This is a genomic window from Nitrincola sp. (assembly GCF_048264025.1).
Classification (GTDB): domain Bacteria; phylum Pseudomonadota; class Gammaproteobacteria; order Pseudomonadales; family Balneatricaceae; genus Nitrincola.
Genome location: NZ_JBLXDN010000008.1, coordinates 37571 through 52976 on the forward strand (window position 1 = coordinate 37571; position 15406 = coordinate 52976).

The 15406-nt window shown below is 50.9% G+C and carries 16 protein-coding genes; 13 read left to right on the forward strand and 3 right to left on the reverse strand.

Annotated elements, in window-relative coordinates:
• Nucleotides 1-92: 92 nt before the first annotated feature.
• Together ACN0R1_RS07995 and ACN0R1_RS08000 are read left to right on the forward strand one after the other, a co-directional pair.
• The gene (locus ACN0R1_RS07995; protein ID WP_417581666.1) at nucleotides 93-293 is read left to right on the forward strand and encodes a hypothetical protein; all 201 of its coding nucleotides are present in this window, start codon (nucleotides 93-95) and stop codon (nucleotides 291-293) included.
• A gap of 467 nt (nucleotides 294-760) precedes the next feature.
• Nucleotides 761-1021 carry a hypothetical protein gene (locus tag ACN0R1_RS08000; protein ID WP_417581668.1) on the forward strand — a complete coding sequence of 87 codons (261 nt, stop codon included), beginning with the start codon at nucleotides 761-763 and terminating at the stop codon, nucleotides 1019-1021.
• Nucleotides 1022-1083: 62 nt separating this feature from the next.
• Here the strand turns inward: ACN0R1_RS08000 and pdxH are convergent, their stop codons facing one another.
• Nucleotides 1084-1737 carry a pyridoxamine 5'-phosphate oxidase gene (gene pdxH / locus ACN0R1_RS08005; RefSeq protein ID WP_417581670.1) on the reverse strand — a complete coding sequence of 218 codons (654 nt, stop codon included), beginning with the start codon at nucleotides 1735-1737 and terminating at the stop codon, nucleotides 1084-1086.
• A 117-nt stretch (nucleotides 1738-1854) separates the two neighbouring features.
• Between pdxH and ACN0R1_RS08010 the strand changes: the two genes are divergently transcribed.
• The gene (locus ACN0R1_RS08010; RefSeq protein WP_417581672.1) at nucleotides 1855-2556 is read left to right on the forward strand and encodes a hypothetical protein; all 702 of its coding nucleotides are present in this window, start codon (nucleotides 1855-1857) and stop codon (nucleotides 2554-2556) included.
• Here the strand turns inward: ACN0R1_RS08010 and ACN0R1_RS08015 are convergent.
• Nucleotides 2553-3551 (reverse strand): hypothetical protein, encoded by a 999-nt coding sequence (locus tag ACN0R1_RS08015; protein ID WP_417581674.1) that lies wholly within the window; start codon nucleotides 3549-3551, stop codon nucleotides 2553-2555. The genes ACN0R1_RS08010 and ACN0R1_RS08015 overlap by 4 nt on opposite strands.
• Nucleotides 3552-3700: 149 nt before the next feature.
• Here ACN0R1_RS08015 and ACN0R1_RS08020 point away from each other — a divergent pair, with 149 nt between their 5' ends.
• The 10 genes from ACN0R1_RS08020 to ACN0R1_RS08065 all read left to right on the forward strand — a co-directional run bounded on the left by ACN0R1_RS08020 (nucleotide 3701) and on the right by ACN0R1_RS08065 (nucleotide 14888).
• Entirely contained in the window at nucleotides 3701-4990 is a 1290-nt protein-coding gene (locus tag ACN0R1_RS08020) for an efflux RND transporter periplasmic adaptor subunit (RefSeq protein WP_417581676.1), read from the forward strand.
• Nucleotides 4987-8151, forward strand: coding sequence for an efflux RND transporter permease subunit (locus ACN0R1_RS08025; protein ID WP_417581678.1), 3165 nt, complete (start codon nucleotides 4987-4989; stop codon nucleotides 8149-8151). Before ACN0R1_RS08020 ends, ACN0R1_RS08025 begins: the two co-directional genes overlap by 4 nt.
• Nucleotides 8148-9521, forward strand: coding sequence for a class II fumarate hydratase (locus ACN0R1_RS08030; RefSeq protein WP_417581680.1), 1374 nt, complete (start codon nucleotides 8148-8150; stop codon nucleotides 9519-9521). The genes ACN0R1_RS08025 and ACN0R1_RS08030 overlap by 4 nt, the downstream gene beginning before the upstream one ends.
• A gap of 101 nt (nucleotides 9522-9622) precedes the next feature.
• Nucleotides 9623-10819, forward strand: a complete 1197-nt coding sequence (gene dapC, locus ACN0R1_RS08035) for a succinyldiaminopimelate transaminase (protein WP_417581682.1) — start codon at nucleotides 9623-9625, stop codon at nucleotides 10817-10819.
• Between the two features lie 14 nt (nucleotides 10820-10833).
• Complete coding sequence (locus ACN0R1_RS08040) at nucleotides 10834-11193, forward strand: ArsC family reductase (protein WP_417581684.1); 360 nt, start codon at nucleotides 10834-10836, stop codon at nucleotides 11191-11193.
• The gene (dapD, locus tag ACN0R1_RS08045) at nucleotides 11186-12217 is read left to right on the forward strand and encodes a 2,3,4,5-tetrahydropyridine-2,6-dicarboxylate N-succinyltransferase (RefSeq protein ID WP_417581686.1); all 1032 of its coding nucleotides are present in this window, start codon (nucleotides 11186-11188) and stop codon (nucleotides 12215-12217) included. Before ACN0R1_RS08040 ends, dapD begins: the two co-directional genes overlap by 8 nt.
• Nucleotides 12218-12232: 15 nt before the next feature.
• Complete coding sequence (gene dapE / locus ACN0R1_RS08050; RefSeq protein ID WP_417581688.1) at nucleotides 12233-13372, forward strand: succinyl-diaminopimelate desuccinylase; 1140 nt, start codon at nucleotides 12233-12235, stop codon at nucleotides 13370-13372.
• Nucleotides 13369-14223, forward strand: coding sequence for a putative RNA methyltransferase (locus ACN0R1_RS08055; RefSeq protein WP_417581690.1), 855 nt, complete (start codon nucleotides 13369-13371; stop codon nucleotides 14221-14223). The genes dapE and ACN0R1_RS08055 overlap by 4 nt, the downstream gene beginning before the upstream one ends.
• A 13-nt stretch (nucleotides 14224-14236) precedes the next feature.
• Nucleotides 14237-14524: a hypothetical protein gene (locus tag ACN0R1_RS08060; RefSeq protein ID WP_417581692.1), complete on the forward strand. Its 288-nt coding sequence runs from the start codon at nucleotides 14237-14239 to the stop codon at nucleotides 14522-14524.
• Nucleotides 14508-14888 (forward strand): hypothetical protein, encoded by a 381-nt coding sequence (locus ACN0R1_RS08065; protein ID WP_417581694.1) that lies wholly within the window; start codon nucleotides 14508-14510, stop codon nucleotides 14886-14888. Before ACN0R1_RS08060 ends, ACN0R1_RS08065 begins: the two co-directional genes overlap by 17 nt.
• A 10-nt stretch (nucleotides 14889-14898) precedes the next feature.
• Here ACN0R1_RS08065 and ACN0R1_RS08070 read toward each other — a convergent pair whose 3' ends face one another.
• Nucleotides 14899-15345 (reverse strand): hypothetical protein, encoded by a 447-nt coding sequence (locus ACN0R1_RS08070; protein ID WP_417581696.1) that lies wholly within the window; start codon nucleotides 15343-15345, stop codon nucleotides 14899-14901.
• Nucleotides 15346-15406: the final 61 nt, after the last annotated feature.

Genomic DNA, 15406 nt, shown 5'->3' on the forward strand with positions numbered 1-15406 from the left:
CGAGGTAGTATTTGCGTTTCTGTGCTGGTAATCCTGACCACCTTCCCACTAAACTCTAAGTAGATCGCCGTTAAATTAAAAAGGAGATTCACATGGCTAATCGCTTTAACCGCTGGACTGCTGACGAAGTTATCAAAATGAATGAGGAAGCCTTCATGGTTGAAGTGTTGGATATGATCAAATTCTCACCAGAACTTGATGATTCCGATGCAGGCGTTGTCGCAACCCAGAAAAAACTCGATGCTATCGAACAGGCACTTAAAATGCGCCTGAACGCTAAACAAGCCGATTGATAAATAGACTCGCCAGGGCATTTCCCAACAAATAGCCCTGGCTTACCCTACCCGACTTTATTGCCCAACCTTCCCTTTCTTACCGCTCGAACTATCCCCTTTGTGGCTCAATCAGCACCGCCCCAACTCACTGCCCCCTCACGCCAACCAATTACTCCTTATGGATTTCCGAAAAATCAATTAAATATTTTTAAATAATCAAAATATATTTTTGATTACTCTAAAACGAATTTATATAGCCAAAAAGACTAAAAAACCACTCCAGATTAGCGCAAATTAATACTTATATTTCAATTACTTAAGCGAAACGAAACCTCATTAATAAAAAAACCCATAAAAACAATTTTTATTGTTGTTTTTCAATTACTTACATCTGTAATTTATTCTAAAATAATTTGCGATATATCATTAATGGATATATACTATTCATTAACAGCTTAACGATAGATCTTAAAGAGGATATGATCATGCAAGAGAAGGAAATAAGATTGCTTTTCAAAGCTGGAGTATTTGAATCCTGCCAGGCGATACCGATTTCCATGTCTCGCGGCTGGACGCTAAAGTTCGTGACTCGTGATCAGGAAATCATCACGCTGAACCTGCAACGATCAAATACAGAACGCGAGTTCAAAAGCCTGGACGGCGCAGCGGCCGTAGCAAAGCGCATAGGGTTCGATTGGCTAAATGTGCAGATAGGGGAGTTGCAATGGCGGGAAAAGGTTTCCTGAGCTGCTAGATAGAACTCTAGATAGAACTACAGGAAACCTTGGTTACAGCATAAAGAGAAAAATCAGGGCTGCAGGCGCTCTATTACCCAGCTGCCATCATCTTGAAGCCGATAACTGAAACGGTCATGCAGGCGACTGGGGCGTCCTTGCCAGAACTCAAAACGTTGCGGCTTGAGTAGATAACCACCCCAGGTTGGCGGGCAGGCAACATTGCCATCAGGATGCTGCTGTTTAAGCTCCTCAATAGCCGCCTCCAATAGCTCACGAGATGCTATCGGCTGACTTTGACAAGATACGGCGGCACTGAGCCGGCTGCCGGCTGGTCGTTGACTGAAATAGGCCTGACCCTCGATAGCCGACAATTTCTGAACTTGTCCACGCACTCTGATCTGGCGAGACTGCGCGGGCCAGTAAAACAAAAGCTCAGCCTGAGGATTAATCGCTAACTGCTGACCTTTTTCGCTACGGTAATCCGTAAACCAGGTAAAACCTTTGCTATCATACTGTTTTAATAAAACAATACGGGCAGATGGCATACCCTCTGCATCAGCCGTAGCCAAGGTCATCGCGGTGGCTTCATCAGCATACTCTGCCAACGCCTGCTCAAACCAAATGGCAAATTGCTGCACTGGATCGGTATTCAAGTCATCCCGATTCAGGTCCCCGACCTCATATTCACGCCTCAGTGACCTGAGGTCTGATGTATCTTGACTCATTGGGTTTCTCCGGTTGTTATACTGGGGATACTATAGCTAAAAACGACACTGGGGATATATGATCGACCTCAGGGTTTGTTTAGATGATTAGATTTTCACCAGTGAAAGGAACAAGGTTTGCGAATACTGCACGTTGTGATTCTGATGTTGATACTGACACTTTTGGCAAGCTGTGCTGGCCACCAGCCAAATGATCGGCCATTTCAACTGAAAAATCTGGTCAAATCTGATATTGATCTAGTCGCTGATGCACATGTAGAAGAAATAACCAGCTTGTTGCGCGAATTGACGGTAAAACTCTACCAACGCAACCCTCGCGAACTTCTTAAGGGGCCTGCAGGCACCTCACTGGCAATGCGCGAAAAACAGCTTTTTGATTCACCACGGATATATAGCCATCCTGAACTTTACAATCGCTACGGTATTGATGCTATACCGCTGGTATTTGATCCCGACTTCGAAGGGGATCGAGTCTTTGCGCTGATGGTCGGACTGACAGGCATGTTCCACGGCGCTTACAATTTTAAAGACGAGTTTTTCCTGCTTGATGACCTCGATCAACAACGTCTCTATGACAGCGCACGTAACGTGGAAATTATTGTCTGGCGACTGAGCAATCGCCTGAATGCCAGGGGCGAGCCATTTATCCTCACCAATGGGCTAAGTGAGGATGGAATATACAACCTCAGTTTTGAGCGCTTATTTGGCAAACTGATCGCCCATCAGGATATGATGGCCCGCGTTATTTCGGACAAGACTAACCGCGGCATTAACAAGGCCGTGTTCAGTATTGCCACATCAGCACTTTTTCCGATTTAATCAACATTGGTGCGATTAATCACAATCTGTTCAATTTTATGATTTTGATTGAGTTTCAACACCAGATCAGCCACTAACGGCATCTGTTCCAGCATGGCACGCGTCAGACGTTCGTAATGCTGGATAAAGCGCACTATCTGCCGCTCATTCATAATGCGCAGATGATCTGTCGGCTGCTGCTGATCGTGAACGTATTGCACCCGCTCCGCCAGTTTTTTCTCCTGTAACGAACGCCACTCAAACACGGCTTGCATACTGGGTACCTGCAACATAATCAACAGATCAAGCCGCGAAAAAAGCTCAGCATAGCGGGACTTAAGCTGCTCATTAGCATAGCGTCGCCAGACTCCCTGAGCATCTTCGTCACGCTCTAACTGATTAACTGGTTCAGACAAGGCCTCATCCGGTTGTGGTTTAGCCCCTACACACCACCCCTCAAGCACAATGATATCGGCACGGCCAATCCATTCCTGCCAGACATAGTCAGGACAGCGATCATCAATGGATTTATCAAATACGGGGATACGTGTCACAGTGGTATCATTCGCGTGTAGCAGCGACTCGAGAATTTCGATGCCTAGCTCAACATCATGCGTACCCGGCACGCCGCGAGTTTGTAACAGTGGGTGTACCTGCTCAGCCAGTTCCGAGCGCTTAGCACGGGTTTTATACAAATCATCGATGGAAAATCCCACCACCCGCAAGCCAAAGCCCTCGCTCAGAGTGACCTCCAGCAGATTAAACAGGGTTGATTTACCCGCGCCCTGTGCGCCGTTGATACCAACCACCAGTGGTTTATTCTTGTCACTCTGCTGCTGGGCAACCCAGGCTCCCATAGGCACGTACAACTGTTCGACCATATCGCGAAAGCCAATATCCACTCGAAGGTTTTCAAGCGCCGATGCAAATGCCGACTCAACGGCACTACTTGCCGCTTGTCTTTCCAGCTCTGTCAGACATAAATGACTCGATGGCCAGTCAATCAATACACTCATGATCCATTCGCCTTAAAAGTAATTAGGCTTCATTATCCAGCAAGCTGGATGTAAAAACCAAATCAACTGCATTTTTTTATAGCACTTGCCCACATGACCACAGCCTGTCACCATATCAGCTATCACTTATACAAAGGATTTACACGGCCATGGCTTCGTCTTCTCAGCCACCTCGTGCAACACATCGTTTTATCTGGATATTGCCACTATCTATTATTGCTCTCGCTATGGTCGGTTTTTATGGGCTTAAGATGAATAGAGCAGAAACCCCGTTTATCACACCAGAGATACAGCGCTGGAATGTTCAGGCACAACAGGTGGAATGGATTACAGCTCAGGCTGAAACAGAAATATTTGGACAAATAACCAGTCACGGGCTTGCGACACTAACCAGTGCAGTGACTGCAGAGCTGGTCGAATTAACTGTTAATGAAGGTCAGCGTGTCAGTGAAAATACCTTACTCGCCAGCCTCGACAAGACGGATCTGTTATTACAACTTCGTCAGCGTCAAGCTGATTACGAGGCCGCTCAAGCCCGCATTGACGCCGAACATGTCCGTAATGATGCCGATCGTCAGGCTCTCGAACTGGATGAGGAGCTGCTGCAGATCCAACAACGCAAACTGCGTAGGTTAGAAGACCTGAGTCAACGCAATCTGAGCAGTCAAGAACAGTTAGACACAGCTCGAACGGCTCTTCAGCAACAAGCACTCGCAGTCAACTCCCGACGCATGGCACTGGCTGACCACCCGAATCGTTTACGCCAGACTGAAGCCGAGCTAGCGCGCAGTGAAGCACTGAAGGACCAGGCTGAGCAGGACCTGAGCCGCACGGAGATCCGCGCCCCCTTCACTGGGCGTGTGGCAGAGAGACTGGCCAGTGTAGGTGAACGCCTGCGGCCCGGGGAGCCGATACTGAGCCTGTATGACCTGAGCAACCTGGAAGTAAAAGCCTTGCTGCCATCCTCTAGCCTGACCCGTTTTCGGCAGCAACTGGAAACCCAAGAGCAAACTATCCTGGCACGCACTCAGGTAGACGGCCAGGAATTCACCCTGTATCTCGATCGCTTAGCAGCCGACAGCCACAACAGCCGCATCGGCATTGAAGCCTATTTTCGTTTTCAAGACGCCCCGTGGCTGCCGGAGCCTGGCCGTCAGGTGACGCTCACACTGCAACTCCCTTCGGTGAGCCAGGTGGTGGCCCTGCCACCTCAGGCACTGTATGGCAATGATCGTGTCTACCGCCTGGTTAATGACCAGCTTGAAGCTGTCCATATAGTCCGATTGGGATCACGTCCGGGTACCCAGCAAGACAGCGAAATACTGATACACAGCGAAGCACTACAACCAGGCGACTGGGTACTGACCACCCAGCTACCCAATGCCATCAGCGGCCTGCCTGTCAGGCAGGTTACAAACGCTGGAAGCAACACTCCATGAGTATTCACGAAGGTCCATTAAAGCAACTGATCCGCGTGTTTGCCGGTCACAGAGTAGCAGCCAACCTGCTGATGGCACTGATGATCCTGTCAGGTATTTATGGACTCAATAAACTCAACACCCAGTTTTTTCCCAGTTTTTCTCTCGATACTATCACCCTGCAAGTCATCTGGAGCGGTGCCAGCGCTGAGGATATTGCCACCTCTGTTCTGGTTCCCATAGAAGATGAGTTGCGCAGTGTTGATAATATTCACCAGATTTTTGCCACAGCGCGGTTAGGATCGGCCTCTATCCGTATCGAACTGGATGATGGCAGTGATGTGGACTATGCCCTCAGTGAGGTGAAACAGCGGCTGGACAGTGTTCGCAGCCGACTGCCAACTGATATAGAAGAGCCACTGGTGCAAAAAACACTACGTTATGAAGAGATTGCCGATGTTATCCTGACCAGTTCACAAGCCAGCCTAGATGAGCTGCGCACCCTGACTCGCCAGCTTGAACAGGAACTGCTTGATCTGGGCATTCGCAAGATCGATTTCACCGGGCTGGCAGAAGAAGAAATTGCCATACTGGTGCAACCCGCTGAGCTGCATAAACTGGGTATGACTTTGACTGAGCTGGCGGCTGATATACGTCTGAGCAGCATCGATTTGCCCGCTGGCACAGCGGCACGCGATGAGGGTGCCAGACAGCTGCGCAGTCTGAGTCAACAACGAGATGTAGAAGGCTTTCGTCAGCTACCGCTTAACAACACCCCGCCAGGACAGCTGATTCGTATTGATGATATTGCCCAGGTTAAGCGACGCATCCGCGATGGCCAGGTACTGCTCAGCTATGAAGGCCAACCGGCGATTCGATTCAGCCTGAAGCGCACCGAGTCTGAAGATAGTCTGCAGGCGGCGCGCATATTAAACAACTGGCTGGAAACCACACGAGGGCGTCTGCCGGACGGCGTTGAGTTGGTGGTCTTTAATGAACGCTGGCAGTTGATCAGTGATCGCATAGGTTTATTGATTAAAAATGGTTTGACCGGCTTACTGCTGCTGGTAATGATCTTGTTTCTGTTTCTGAATGCCCGGGTCGCGTTTTGGGTGATGGTTGGTATTCCTGTGTCTTTCCTGGCCACCCTGGGTATCCTCTACGGAATTGGTGGTTCCATCAACATGATGTCACTATTTGCATTGATCATGGCCTTGGGCATTATTGTAGATGACGCCATCGTTGTAGGTGAGGATACCTTGACACATTTGCAACAAGGCGAGCCGGGGCTTCAGGCGGCTATTGGCGGAGCACACCGCATGCAGGCACCGGTCATTGCGTCTTCCTTGACCACTATCGCCGCCTTTTTACCCCTGCTCATGGTCGGTGGCATAATCGGTAATATCCTCATCGATATTCCGCTGGTGGTCATCTGCGTCATTATTGCGTCTTTGATTGAGTGTTTTCTCATTCTGCCAGGACACCTGCATCACAGCCTGCACCGTGCTGCAGACCTCAAGCCCTCCGCCTTGCGTATCCGACTCGACAAAGCCTTTGATCAGTTCAAAAACCAGGTATTTCGTCAGCGTGTCAGGTTTGCCGTACGCTACCCTTGGGTCGTACTGGCCAGCGCCGCTGGCTTGTTAATTCTCAGTGCCGGTTTACTGGCAGGCGGACAATTAAAGTTTAATTTCTTTCCCAGTGTTGAACAGGACATTCTCACCGCCAATGTACAGTTCGCTGCAGGGACAGACACCGCACGTATTAATACTTTTTTACAACAGTTGGACACAACACTGCGACAAACCGATAGCGATCTGGATGAGAAAGTGCTGAAACTCAGCTTGCAACAACAGGGTATAGCCTATTTCCCACGCACGGGTCGCGGGAATTTTCTCGGGGATGAATATGCCTCGCTGCATGTTGAGTTAACCACAGCAGATGACCGCAACATCAGTAATCAAGCGTTTATTCAGCAATGGCGTCAAGCGATACAGCTACCAGCGGGTATTGAAAAATTCAGCATCAACATCAGTCAAGGGGGACCACCTGGCAAGCCCATCGAGATCAAACTCACTGGAACAAATACCGATCGACTCAAACAGGCCTCACTGGCGGTTCAAGATGCCTTGCGAGCCTATCCGGGCTTATCCAACATTGATGATGATCTGCCCTTTGGTACCTCACAGTTGATCTACTCGCTCAATGCTCAGGGACATGCAGCAGGGCTGCAGCTGGAAACGCTCGGACGCCAGCTAAGGGTGGCTTTTGATGGCCTCAGGATCCAGTCTTTCTACGAAGGGCAGGATGAAATCGAAGTCCGGGTATCACTAGCCGATGCAAGTCGAAATCAGTTGGCAGCCATCGAGCAATTGCCAATCATTCTGCCAGATGGATCAACCAGCCTGCTAGGTAATCTGGTGGATCTGACAGCGCGTCAGGGTCTGGATTCGGTGCAGCGGATCAATGGTCAACTCGCCTTGAATGTATCTGCTGACCTGGACGAGCAACGTGCCAATGCCAACGACATACTCGCCGACCTGAATACACGCATTTTACCGGATCTGCTGATGCAGCATGGTGTCGAAGCCAGTTTTGAAGGTAAAAGCCGTGACCAGCAGGAAACACTGGCTGATATGCGTACAGGGCTCATGTTGGGTTTGGCTTTAATCTATATTATTCTGGCTTGGGTCTTTGCCTCTTATAGCTGGCCGGTGATCGTCATGTTAACCATCCCGCTGGGCTTGACCGGCGCGATACTTGGGCATTTCATCACCGCTCAAAGCCTGACAGTGCTGTCGCTTTTTGGCCTGTTTGGCTTGTCAGGCATCGTTATCAATGACACCATCGTACTCGTCAGCTTTTACAAAAAACTGCGTGAACAGGGTATTGCCGTTTACCAGGCTATTGAAGAAGCGGCTTGCCAACGCCTTCGTGCGGTATTGCTGACCACCCTGACAACCATTGCCGGATTGGCGCCAATATTATTCGAAACCTCAGTGCAAGCGCAGTTTTTGATTCCCATGGCAACCTCGATCGTATTTGGCCTGGCCTATGGCAGCGTACTGATTTTACTGGTGGTTCCGGCTATGCTTAGTATACTTGAGAGCAAAGGTGATCCGGCAAATCAAAATCATCCGGACACAACACAGAGACACTCTTCACAGGAACGCCAAGCATGAAAGCCTACCGAACTGAAAAAGACAGTATGGGTGAAGTTCAAGTCCCCGAAGATGCACTTTACGGCGCTCAAACACAAAGAGCGGTTGAAAATTTTACCTTTAGCCCACTGAGAATGCCTGTGGCATTTATCTCGGCACTGGCACAAATCAAAGCCGCAGCTGCACAAACCAATGCTGAACTGGGTGTATTGTCTAAAGAAGAGGCACTCGCCATCATCAAGGCCTGTGAAAAAATACAGAAAGGGCATTACCGCAAACACTTTCCGGTAGATGTGTTTCAGACAGGCTCCGGTACCAGCACCAACATGAATATGAATGAGGTATTGGCCTCACTGGTGCAACAGGATGCGGGTCTGACACTGCACCCCAATGACCACATCAACCTGAGTCAGAGCTCCAATGATGTGATTCCCTCAGCAATTCATTTAAGTGCACTGATACAGTTGGATAAGACCCTGCTGCCAGCTCTGGAACACCTGCGCACCCGTTGCAGTCGCAAAGCGGTGGAAGTCTCCGAGATTATCAAAACCGGCCGCACCCATCTGATGGATGCCGTCCCCATGCGCATGGAAGATGAAGTCCGTGCCTGGGGCAGCCAGATACGTCAGGCTGAACAGCGTTTAGAATCGATGCGTTCTGATCTGATGAAATTACCCCAGGGGGGCACCGCTATCGGCAGTGGACTGAATGCACCACGGGGATTTTCCAGACGCTTTTGTACCCACCTGAGTAATCGAACAACCTACCGCTTGACTCCACCAGACAGTCATTTTGCCGCGCAGGCCTGCCAGGACACAGCGCAGGCTCTCTCTGGTCAAATCAAGGCGTGTGCAACCGCTTTACTAAAAATTGCCGAAGATCTGCGTTGGATGAATTCAGGGCCCTTTTCCGGACTGGGCGAAATTGCTTTACCGGCACTGCAGCCAGGTTCATCGATCATGCCTGGCAAGGTGAACCCGGTTATTCCGGAAGCCGTTATCATGGCGGTGGCCCAGATCAACGGCAATGACGCCAGTATCACCTTCTGTGCTCAGCGCGGTAACTTCCAGCTCAATACCATGCTGCCGCTGATTGCCTATAACCTGTTACAAAGCCAGGAACTGCTGGCCAACGCCGCTTTGGCACTGGCGGACAAAGCCATTGCCGGTTTCAGTGTCAACGAGCGCCATATAGAGGAAGCGCTGGTACGTAATCCAATACTGGTCACCGCATTGAATCCGGTAATCGGTTATGAACTGGCGGCTGAAATTGCTAAAGCGGCTTACGCAAGCAATCGCAAGGTCATTGATGTAGCAGTAGAAATGACTGATATCAGCCGTGCAGAACTCGAAAAACTACTGGATCCGGCTGTGCTTGCTGAACATGATTGAGTCCAGGCTATTTGGATGAACTAGCCGCATTCGGTATACTGCTGCGCCTATCCGGCAGACCCAAACCCTGATGATAGCAGGGGTTAACACAGGACACCCACATGAACAGCAATCTTAATAAGCTGCACCCCTACCCATTTGAAAAGCTCGCTGAGTTAACTCGCGACATTCAACCTGAACCCAGCCTTGAAGCTATTTCACTGGGAATTGGTGAGCCCAAGCATCCGGCACCCGCGCTGGTGATGGATGCCGTGCGTAATAATCTTGCCGGCTTATCCAACTATCCGACGACCAAAGGGCTACTCAGTCTGCGCCAGGCCATTGCCGACTGGGCCACACAACGCTTCGGTCTGAAGGCGCAAAGCCTCGATCCTGAGCAGCACATTCTGCCGGTTAATGGCACGCGCGAAGCCATTTTCGCTTTCACCCAGGCGCTGATAAACCCCAGCGCGGAGGCTCTGGTCGTCTCCCCTAACCCCTTTTATCAGATTTATGAAGGGGCCGCGTATCTTGCCGGTGCCAAACCCTGGTACCTCAATTGCACCCGTGAAAATGGTTTTATTCCTGATTACGATGCGGTACCGGCCGCCGTCTGGGAAAACTGCCAGTTATTGTTTATCTGCTCACCGGGCAATCCAACCGGGGCTGTACACGACGCGGCCACACTGAAAAAGCTGATTGCCCTGGCCGACCAGTATGATTTCGTACTGGCCAGTGATGAATGCTATTCCGAGATCTATCTGGATGAGGCGCATCCACCCATCGGTCTACTTGAAGTCTGCGCCGAAATAGGCCGTGATGATTACCGCAACTGTGTGGTATTCCATAGCCTGTCTAAACGTTCCAATCTGCCGGGTATGCGTTCAGGCTTTATAGCCGGTGACGCTGCACTGATCGGACCCTTCCTGAAATATCGCACCTACCATGGTTGCTCCATGCCGATTCAGCATCAGATCGCGTCAACAGCCGCCTGGCAGGATGAAGCCCATGTGATCGACAACCGTAATCTCTACCGTGAAAAATTCACCGCCGTCATCGACATTCTGGCACCGGTAATGGATGTAACACAGCCACCAGCCAGCTTTTATCTCTGGGCTCCCACCCCCATTGATGATGAAAGCTTCACCCGTGGCTTACTGCAATCTCAGAACCTGACAGTATTGCCTGGGCGCTACTTATCCAGAGAAGTAGATGGTGTATTGCCGGGAGCTAACTATGTACGCATGGCATTAGTGGCCACGGTAGATGAGTGTGTTGAAGCGGCTACACGTATTCGCCGTTATGTAGAATCACTCTAAATAGGGAGCGACTTATGTTGACACTGTATGGCATCAGTAACTGTGACACCGTGCGTAAAGCCCGCAAGTGGCTTGATGCACACCCGGTCGATTACCGCTTTCACGATTTCAGAAAAGAGGGGCTGACCGCGGAACAGATCAGCCGCTGGACTGACTGTATCGGCATGGACAAACTGCTGAACAAGCGAGGCACCACCTGGCGCCAGCTCCCCGAAGAGCGCAAGGCGGGTTTAGATATCCCGGGATTAAAGGCTCTACTACTCGAGTACCCGGCACTGATCAAACGCCCCTTACTGGAAGGCGACAATATTTGCCATGTCGGCTTTAATGAAACTGAATATAGCGCATTAATTAACGGAGTATCCCATGAGTAATTTTGCATTTGGTTTAGGTGTCGGCACCAAGTCGGCCGCTGGACAATGGTTGGAAGTCTACTACTACGCACCGCTGGTAAATGCGGCTGATACTCTGGTTCAAGCCATAGCCGACAAGGTTGGCTACCAGGGTGGCAACCAGACGATAGAGATCAATGAAGAGCAGCTCAAAGCACTGGAAGTGGCGTTTCTGTCTGTAGACGCTGAAGATCAAGCGGAATTGACAGAGATATTAGAAGGCACGCACCAGCCACTGGTGCTGTGTATCCTCGAAACTGACAGCAAACCGGAAACGACCGCCGAAGTCTATCTGAAGCTCAGCCTGCTATCGCAGCGCCTGGCCAAACCCCACAGTCTGGATCTGACCGGCATGTTCGGTCTGCTACCCAATGTCGCCTGGACATCAGAAGGTGCTATTGCCCAGAATGAACTGGCAAAACGCCAACTGTCCGCCCGCGCTCAGGGTCGTATTCTGGAAGTCTACAGTGTCGATAAATTCCCGAAAATGGCCAACTATACCGTACCGGATGGTATACGTATCGGTGATGCCGCCCGTATCCGCCTGGGTGCCTACGTCGGTGAAGGCACCACGGTGATGCATGAAGGCTTCATCAATTTTAATGCGGGCACCCTGGGTGTCAGTATGGTTGAAGGTCGGATTTCAGCCGGTGTAGTAGTCGGTAACGGCTCCGACCTGGGTGGCGGCTGCTCAACCATGGGAACCCTATCCGGGGGTAACAATCTGGTGATTTCCGTAGGTGAAAACTGCCTGATCGGTGCCAATGCTGGCCTGGGACTACCGCTGGGTGATCGTTGCACGGTCGAAGCGGGCCTGTATGTTACCGGCAGCTCCAAAGTGACCCTGCTGGATGATACGAACCAAACGGTTGCTGTAGTCAAAGCCGCTGAACTGGCAGGTAAGCCTGATCTGCTATTCCGCCGCAACTCACAAACCGGGCAGATTGAAGTAAAAACCAACCAGTCAGCCATTGAACTCAACGCTGAATTACACCAGCATAACTGATAACAGGCCAACCTTATGTCACACGGATCTGCCACGTTAACCCTGGCCAAAGAGCTGATCAGCCGCCCTTCAGTCACACCTGATGATGCTGGCTGCCAGGCTTATTTGATCAGTCGCCTTGAGGCCTTAGGGTTCAGTATCGAATCCATGCCCTTTGCAGAGGTTACCAACCTCTGGGCGCGCCGTGGCACCGATGGACCGCTGTTTTGTTTTGCCGGTCATACCGATGTAGTTCCTTCAGGGCCTGCAGAAAAATGGCGCTTCCCGCCTTTTGAACCCACTGAGTCAGAGGGCTATCTCTGGGGCCGGGGTGCGGCGGATATGAAAGGTGGTATTGCCGCCTTCATTACCGCGCTGGAACGCTTTATAGACAGCCACCCTGACCATCAGGGATCCATCGCCCTGCTGATCACCAGTGATGAGGAAGGCCCCTTCGTCAATGGCACCACCCGGGTAATCGACACCCTTGAAGCCCGTCAGGAAAAAATCACCTGGTGCGTGGTCGGTGAGCCCTCCAGCTCACAACAGGTAGGAGACGTCATCAAGAACGGACGCCGGGGCTCCATCAGTGGCACCCTGACGATCAAAGGGGTTCAAGGCCACGTTGCCTACCCGCACCTGGTTCGCAATCCAGTACACCTGGCCGCTCCTGCACTGGCCGAGCTGTCGCAACTGGTCTGGGACGACGGCAATGAGTTTTTCCCACCCACCAGCTTTCAGATCTCCAATATTCATGCGGGTACCGGTGCTACCAACGTGGTGCCAGGTGAGTTGGAGGTTGCTTTTAACCTGCGCTTTTCCACTGAAATAACGGCCGATGCCATTAAAGCGCGTATTGCAGCGCTATTGGATCGACACCAGCTGGATTGGCAGATCGACTGGACGCTTTCGGGCCACCCCTTCCTGACAGCGGCAGGCAGTCTGGTGGATGCCAGCCGCGATGCCATACGTCAGATCACTGGGTTGGAGAGCGAACTCTCCACCGCGGGTGGTACGTCAGATGGCCGATTCATTGCACCCACAGGTGCTCAAGTGCTGGAGCTAGGTCCAGTGAATGCCACCATTCATCAAATCGATGAGCGCGTCAGCATCGACGATCTGAACACCCTGTCAGCCATCTATGAACAAATTATGATCCGGCTATTAACCGCATGATCTCAGTATTACGCTGCCCGGTCTGCAGTGATCCGCTGCAACCGGGCGCTGATAACCCTAGTCCTGTCCGCCAACTCCGTTGCGTTAACGGGCACAGTTTTGACCGGGCACGGCAGGGTTACTGGAATCTGCTGTTACCGCAGCGCAAGCGCTCCAAAGCACCCGGTGACAATGAAGCCATGGTGCTAGCCCGCCAACGCTTTCTGGATCAACACAGCTATCAGCCCATTGCCGATGCGGTGTCCGCGCTGGTACTGCGTGCAACTCATCCAGCAGATAACGCGGTTATACTGGATTTAGGCTGTGGCGAAGGGTATTACACCGATAGACTGTGTCATAGCTTTGCACAGGCTGACCGACACGCCAGTTTGATCGGCCTGGATATTTCCAAAGCGGCCATTCGCCAGGCGTGTAAACGAGACAAACGCATCACCTGGCTGGTCGCCACAGGGGCTGATATCCCGTTGCAACCTGAATCAGTGGATCTGGCCACATTGATCTTTGCTCGGCTGTTGCCCGAACCCACCGCCCAGGTATTGCGTAAAAATGGCTTGTTTCTGGTGGTCTGGCCAGGTCCGGATCATCTACGTGAATTACGCGAGCTGATCTACACGGATGTACGTGACTCGGACCTGAACCCTGATGCCCAGCTAGGTACGCTATTTGAGCCGCTGGATAGGGAGACCTTGCGTTTTCGTTTTCATATCAGCGATACTGCACACTTATCTGATCTGCTGATGATGACGCCTCATGGACAACGCCTGAGCCATGAACGCCGTGAAGCCCTGCTGAAAATCGAGCAACTGGACCTTCAGGCGGATATACGCCTGAGCCTGTATAAAAAACGATGATCCCGTTCAAGCTATGAAGCCATCAATACACTCACTGCGCCAGTATCTGCGCAAGCGCGCTGATCAGCCACGTGAAAACTTCATGCTGCTATTAAGCGGATTTGGTATATTCATGTTAGGGCTGCTAACCATAGGTACAGCCCAGTTTCTGTTGCCCGGCTCATTAATAGCTGAGTTAGTGGCATTGTTTGGTTTAGTGTTACTCGGCGGTGGCATTATCCTTGCCGCCATTGGCTATCTAAGCCTGAGTGTTTTACGAATATTGCGTTTTCTGGACTCTGATGATGACGAACCATCCTGATATTGAAATTTACATAAAAAACTGCAAATTGGATGAGGTAATCCAGTGGCTATCCGAACGCCTGGATAAGGTTAAGGCAACCGGTAGCAAGGGTATGCTGCATCAATTCAGCGCCAGCCATCAGGGCCACAAGTTTGCTATTTCCGTACATGAAAAAGCACTGGGCAAAGCCTGGATCAGCGTCTGGTTCCAATCCAGCACCACACCCTGGAAGGTGGATCTGGAGTGTGCCCGTGAAGCCTCGGCCGTACTTAACGCGCAGGTACGCTGTATCGCTTCAGGTTGGCAGGAAGGCGATGATCCGGATGAGTGGTGGCAAGTTGAGGAAGGTAAGGAAGTTAAAATGCAATGGGTTACAGACTGAGTCTTGTGACTCAGGCTACCGCCTGAAAACCTTCTCTGGCAGCACTGATCTGCTCCAGCATGTGCCCACCTAAGGAAGCCAGAGATATTTGCGCAAAGCGATCATTTCTAATCGGGCTATTTAACGGCATCAAGGTTTTAACATTCAGATGGCTGACCAGATAAGCAAACTCTCCGGGTTCCTGTGCTGTCACTGAATGATTCAAGCGCCCAACAAGGTCCCGGTTAAACAGGCTATCTGGCTCTGGATAGACGGGTTTGCTTGGCAACTGAAAACCACCGTCAGCTCCCGCAGTTGCGCTGGCATCTGAAGAATAACGTTCATGACTGGATGCAATCAGACTCAACAGCATGCCAAACTGTGCACTATTAGGTGAGCGCACAGCCTGGGGAAGGTTCGCTGTATAACCTTCTACCCGGTTAAGAAAAACCTCACTCGTTATCCGATCATTTTGCATGCGTGTCTCCATGGCATTGCATCCGTTATCGGCCTGAAAGCAAAATACTTTAACACCGATT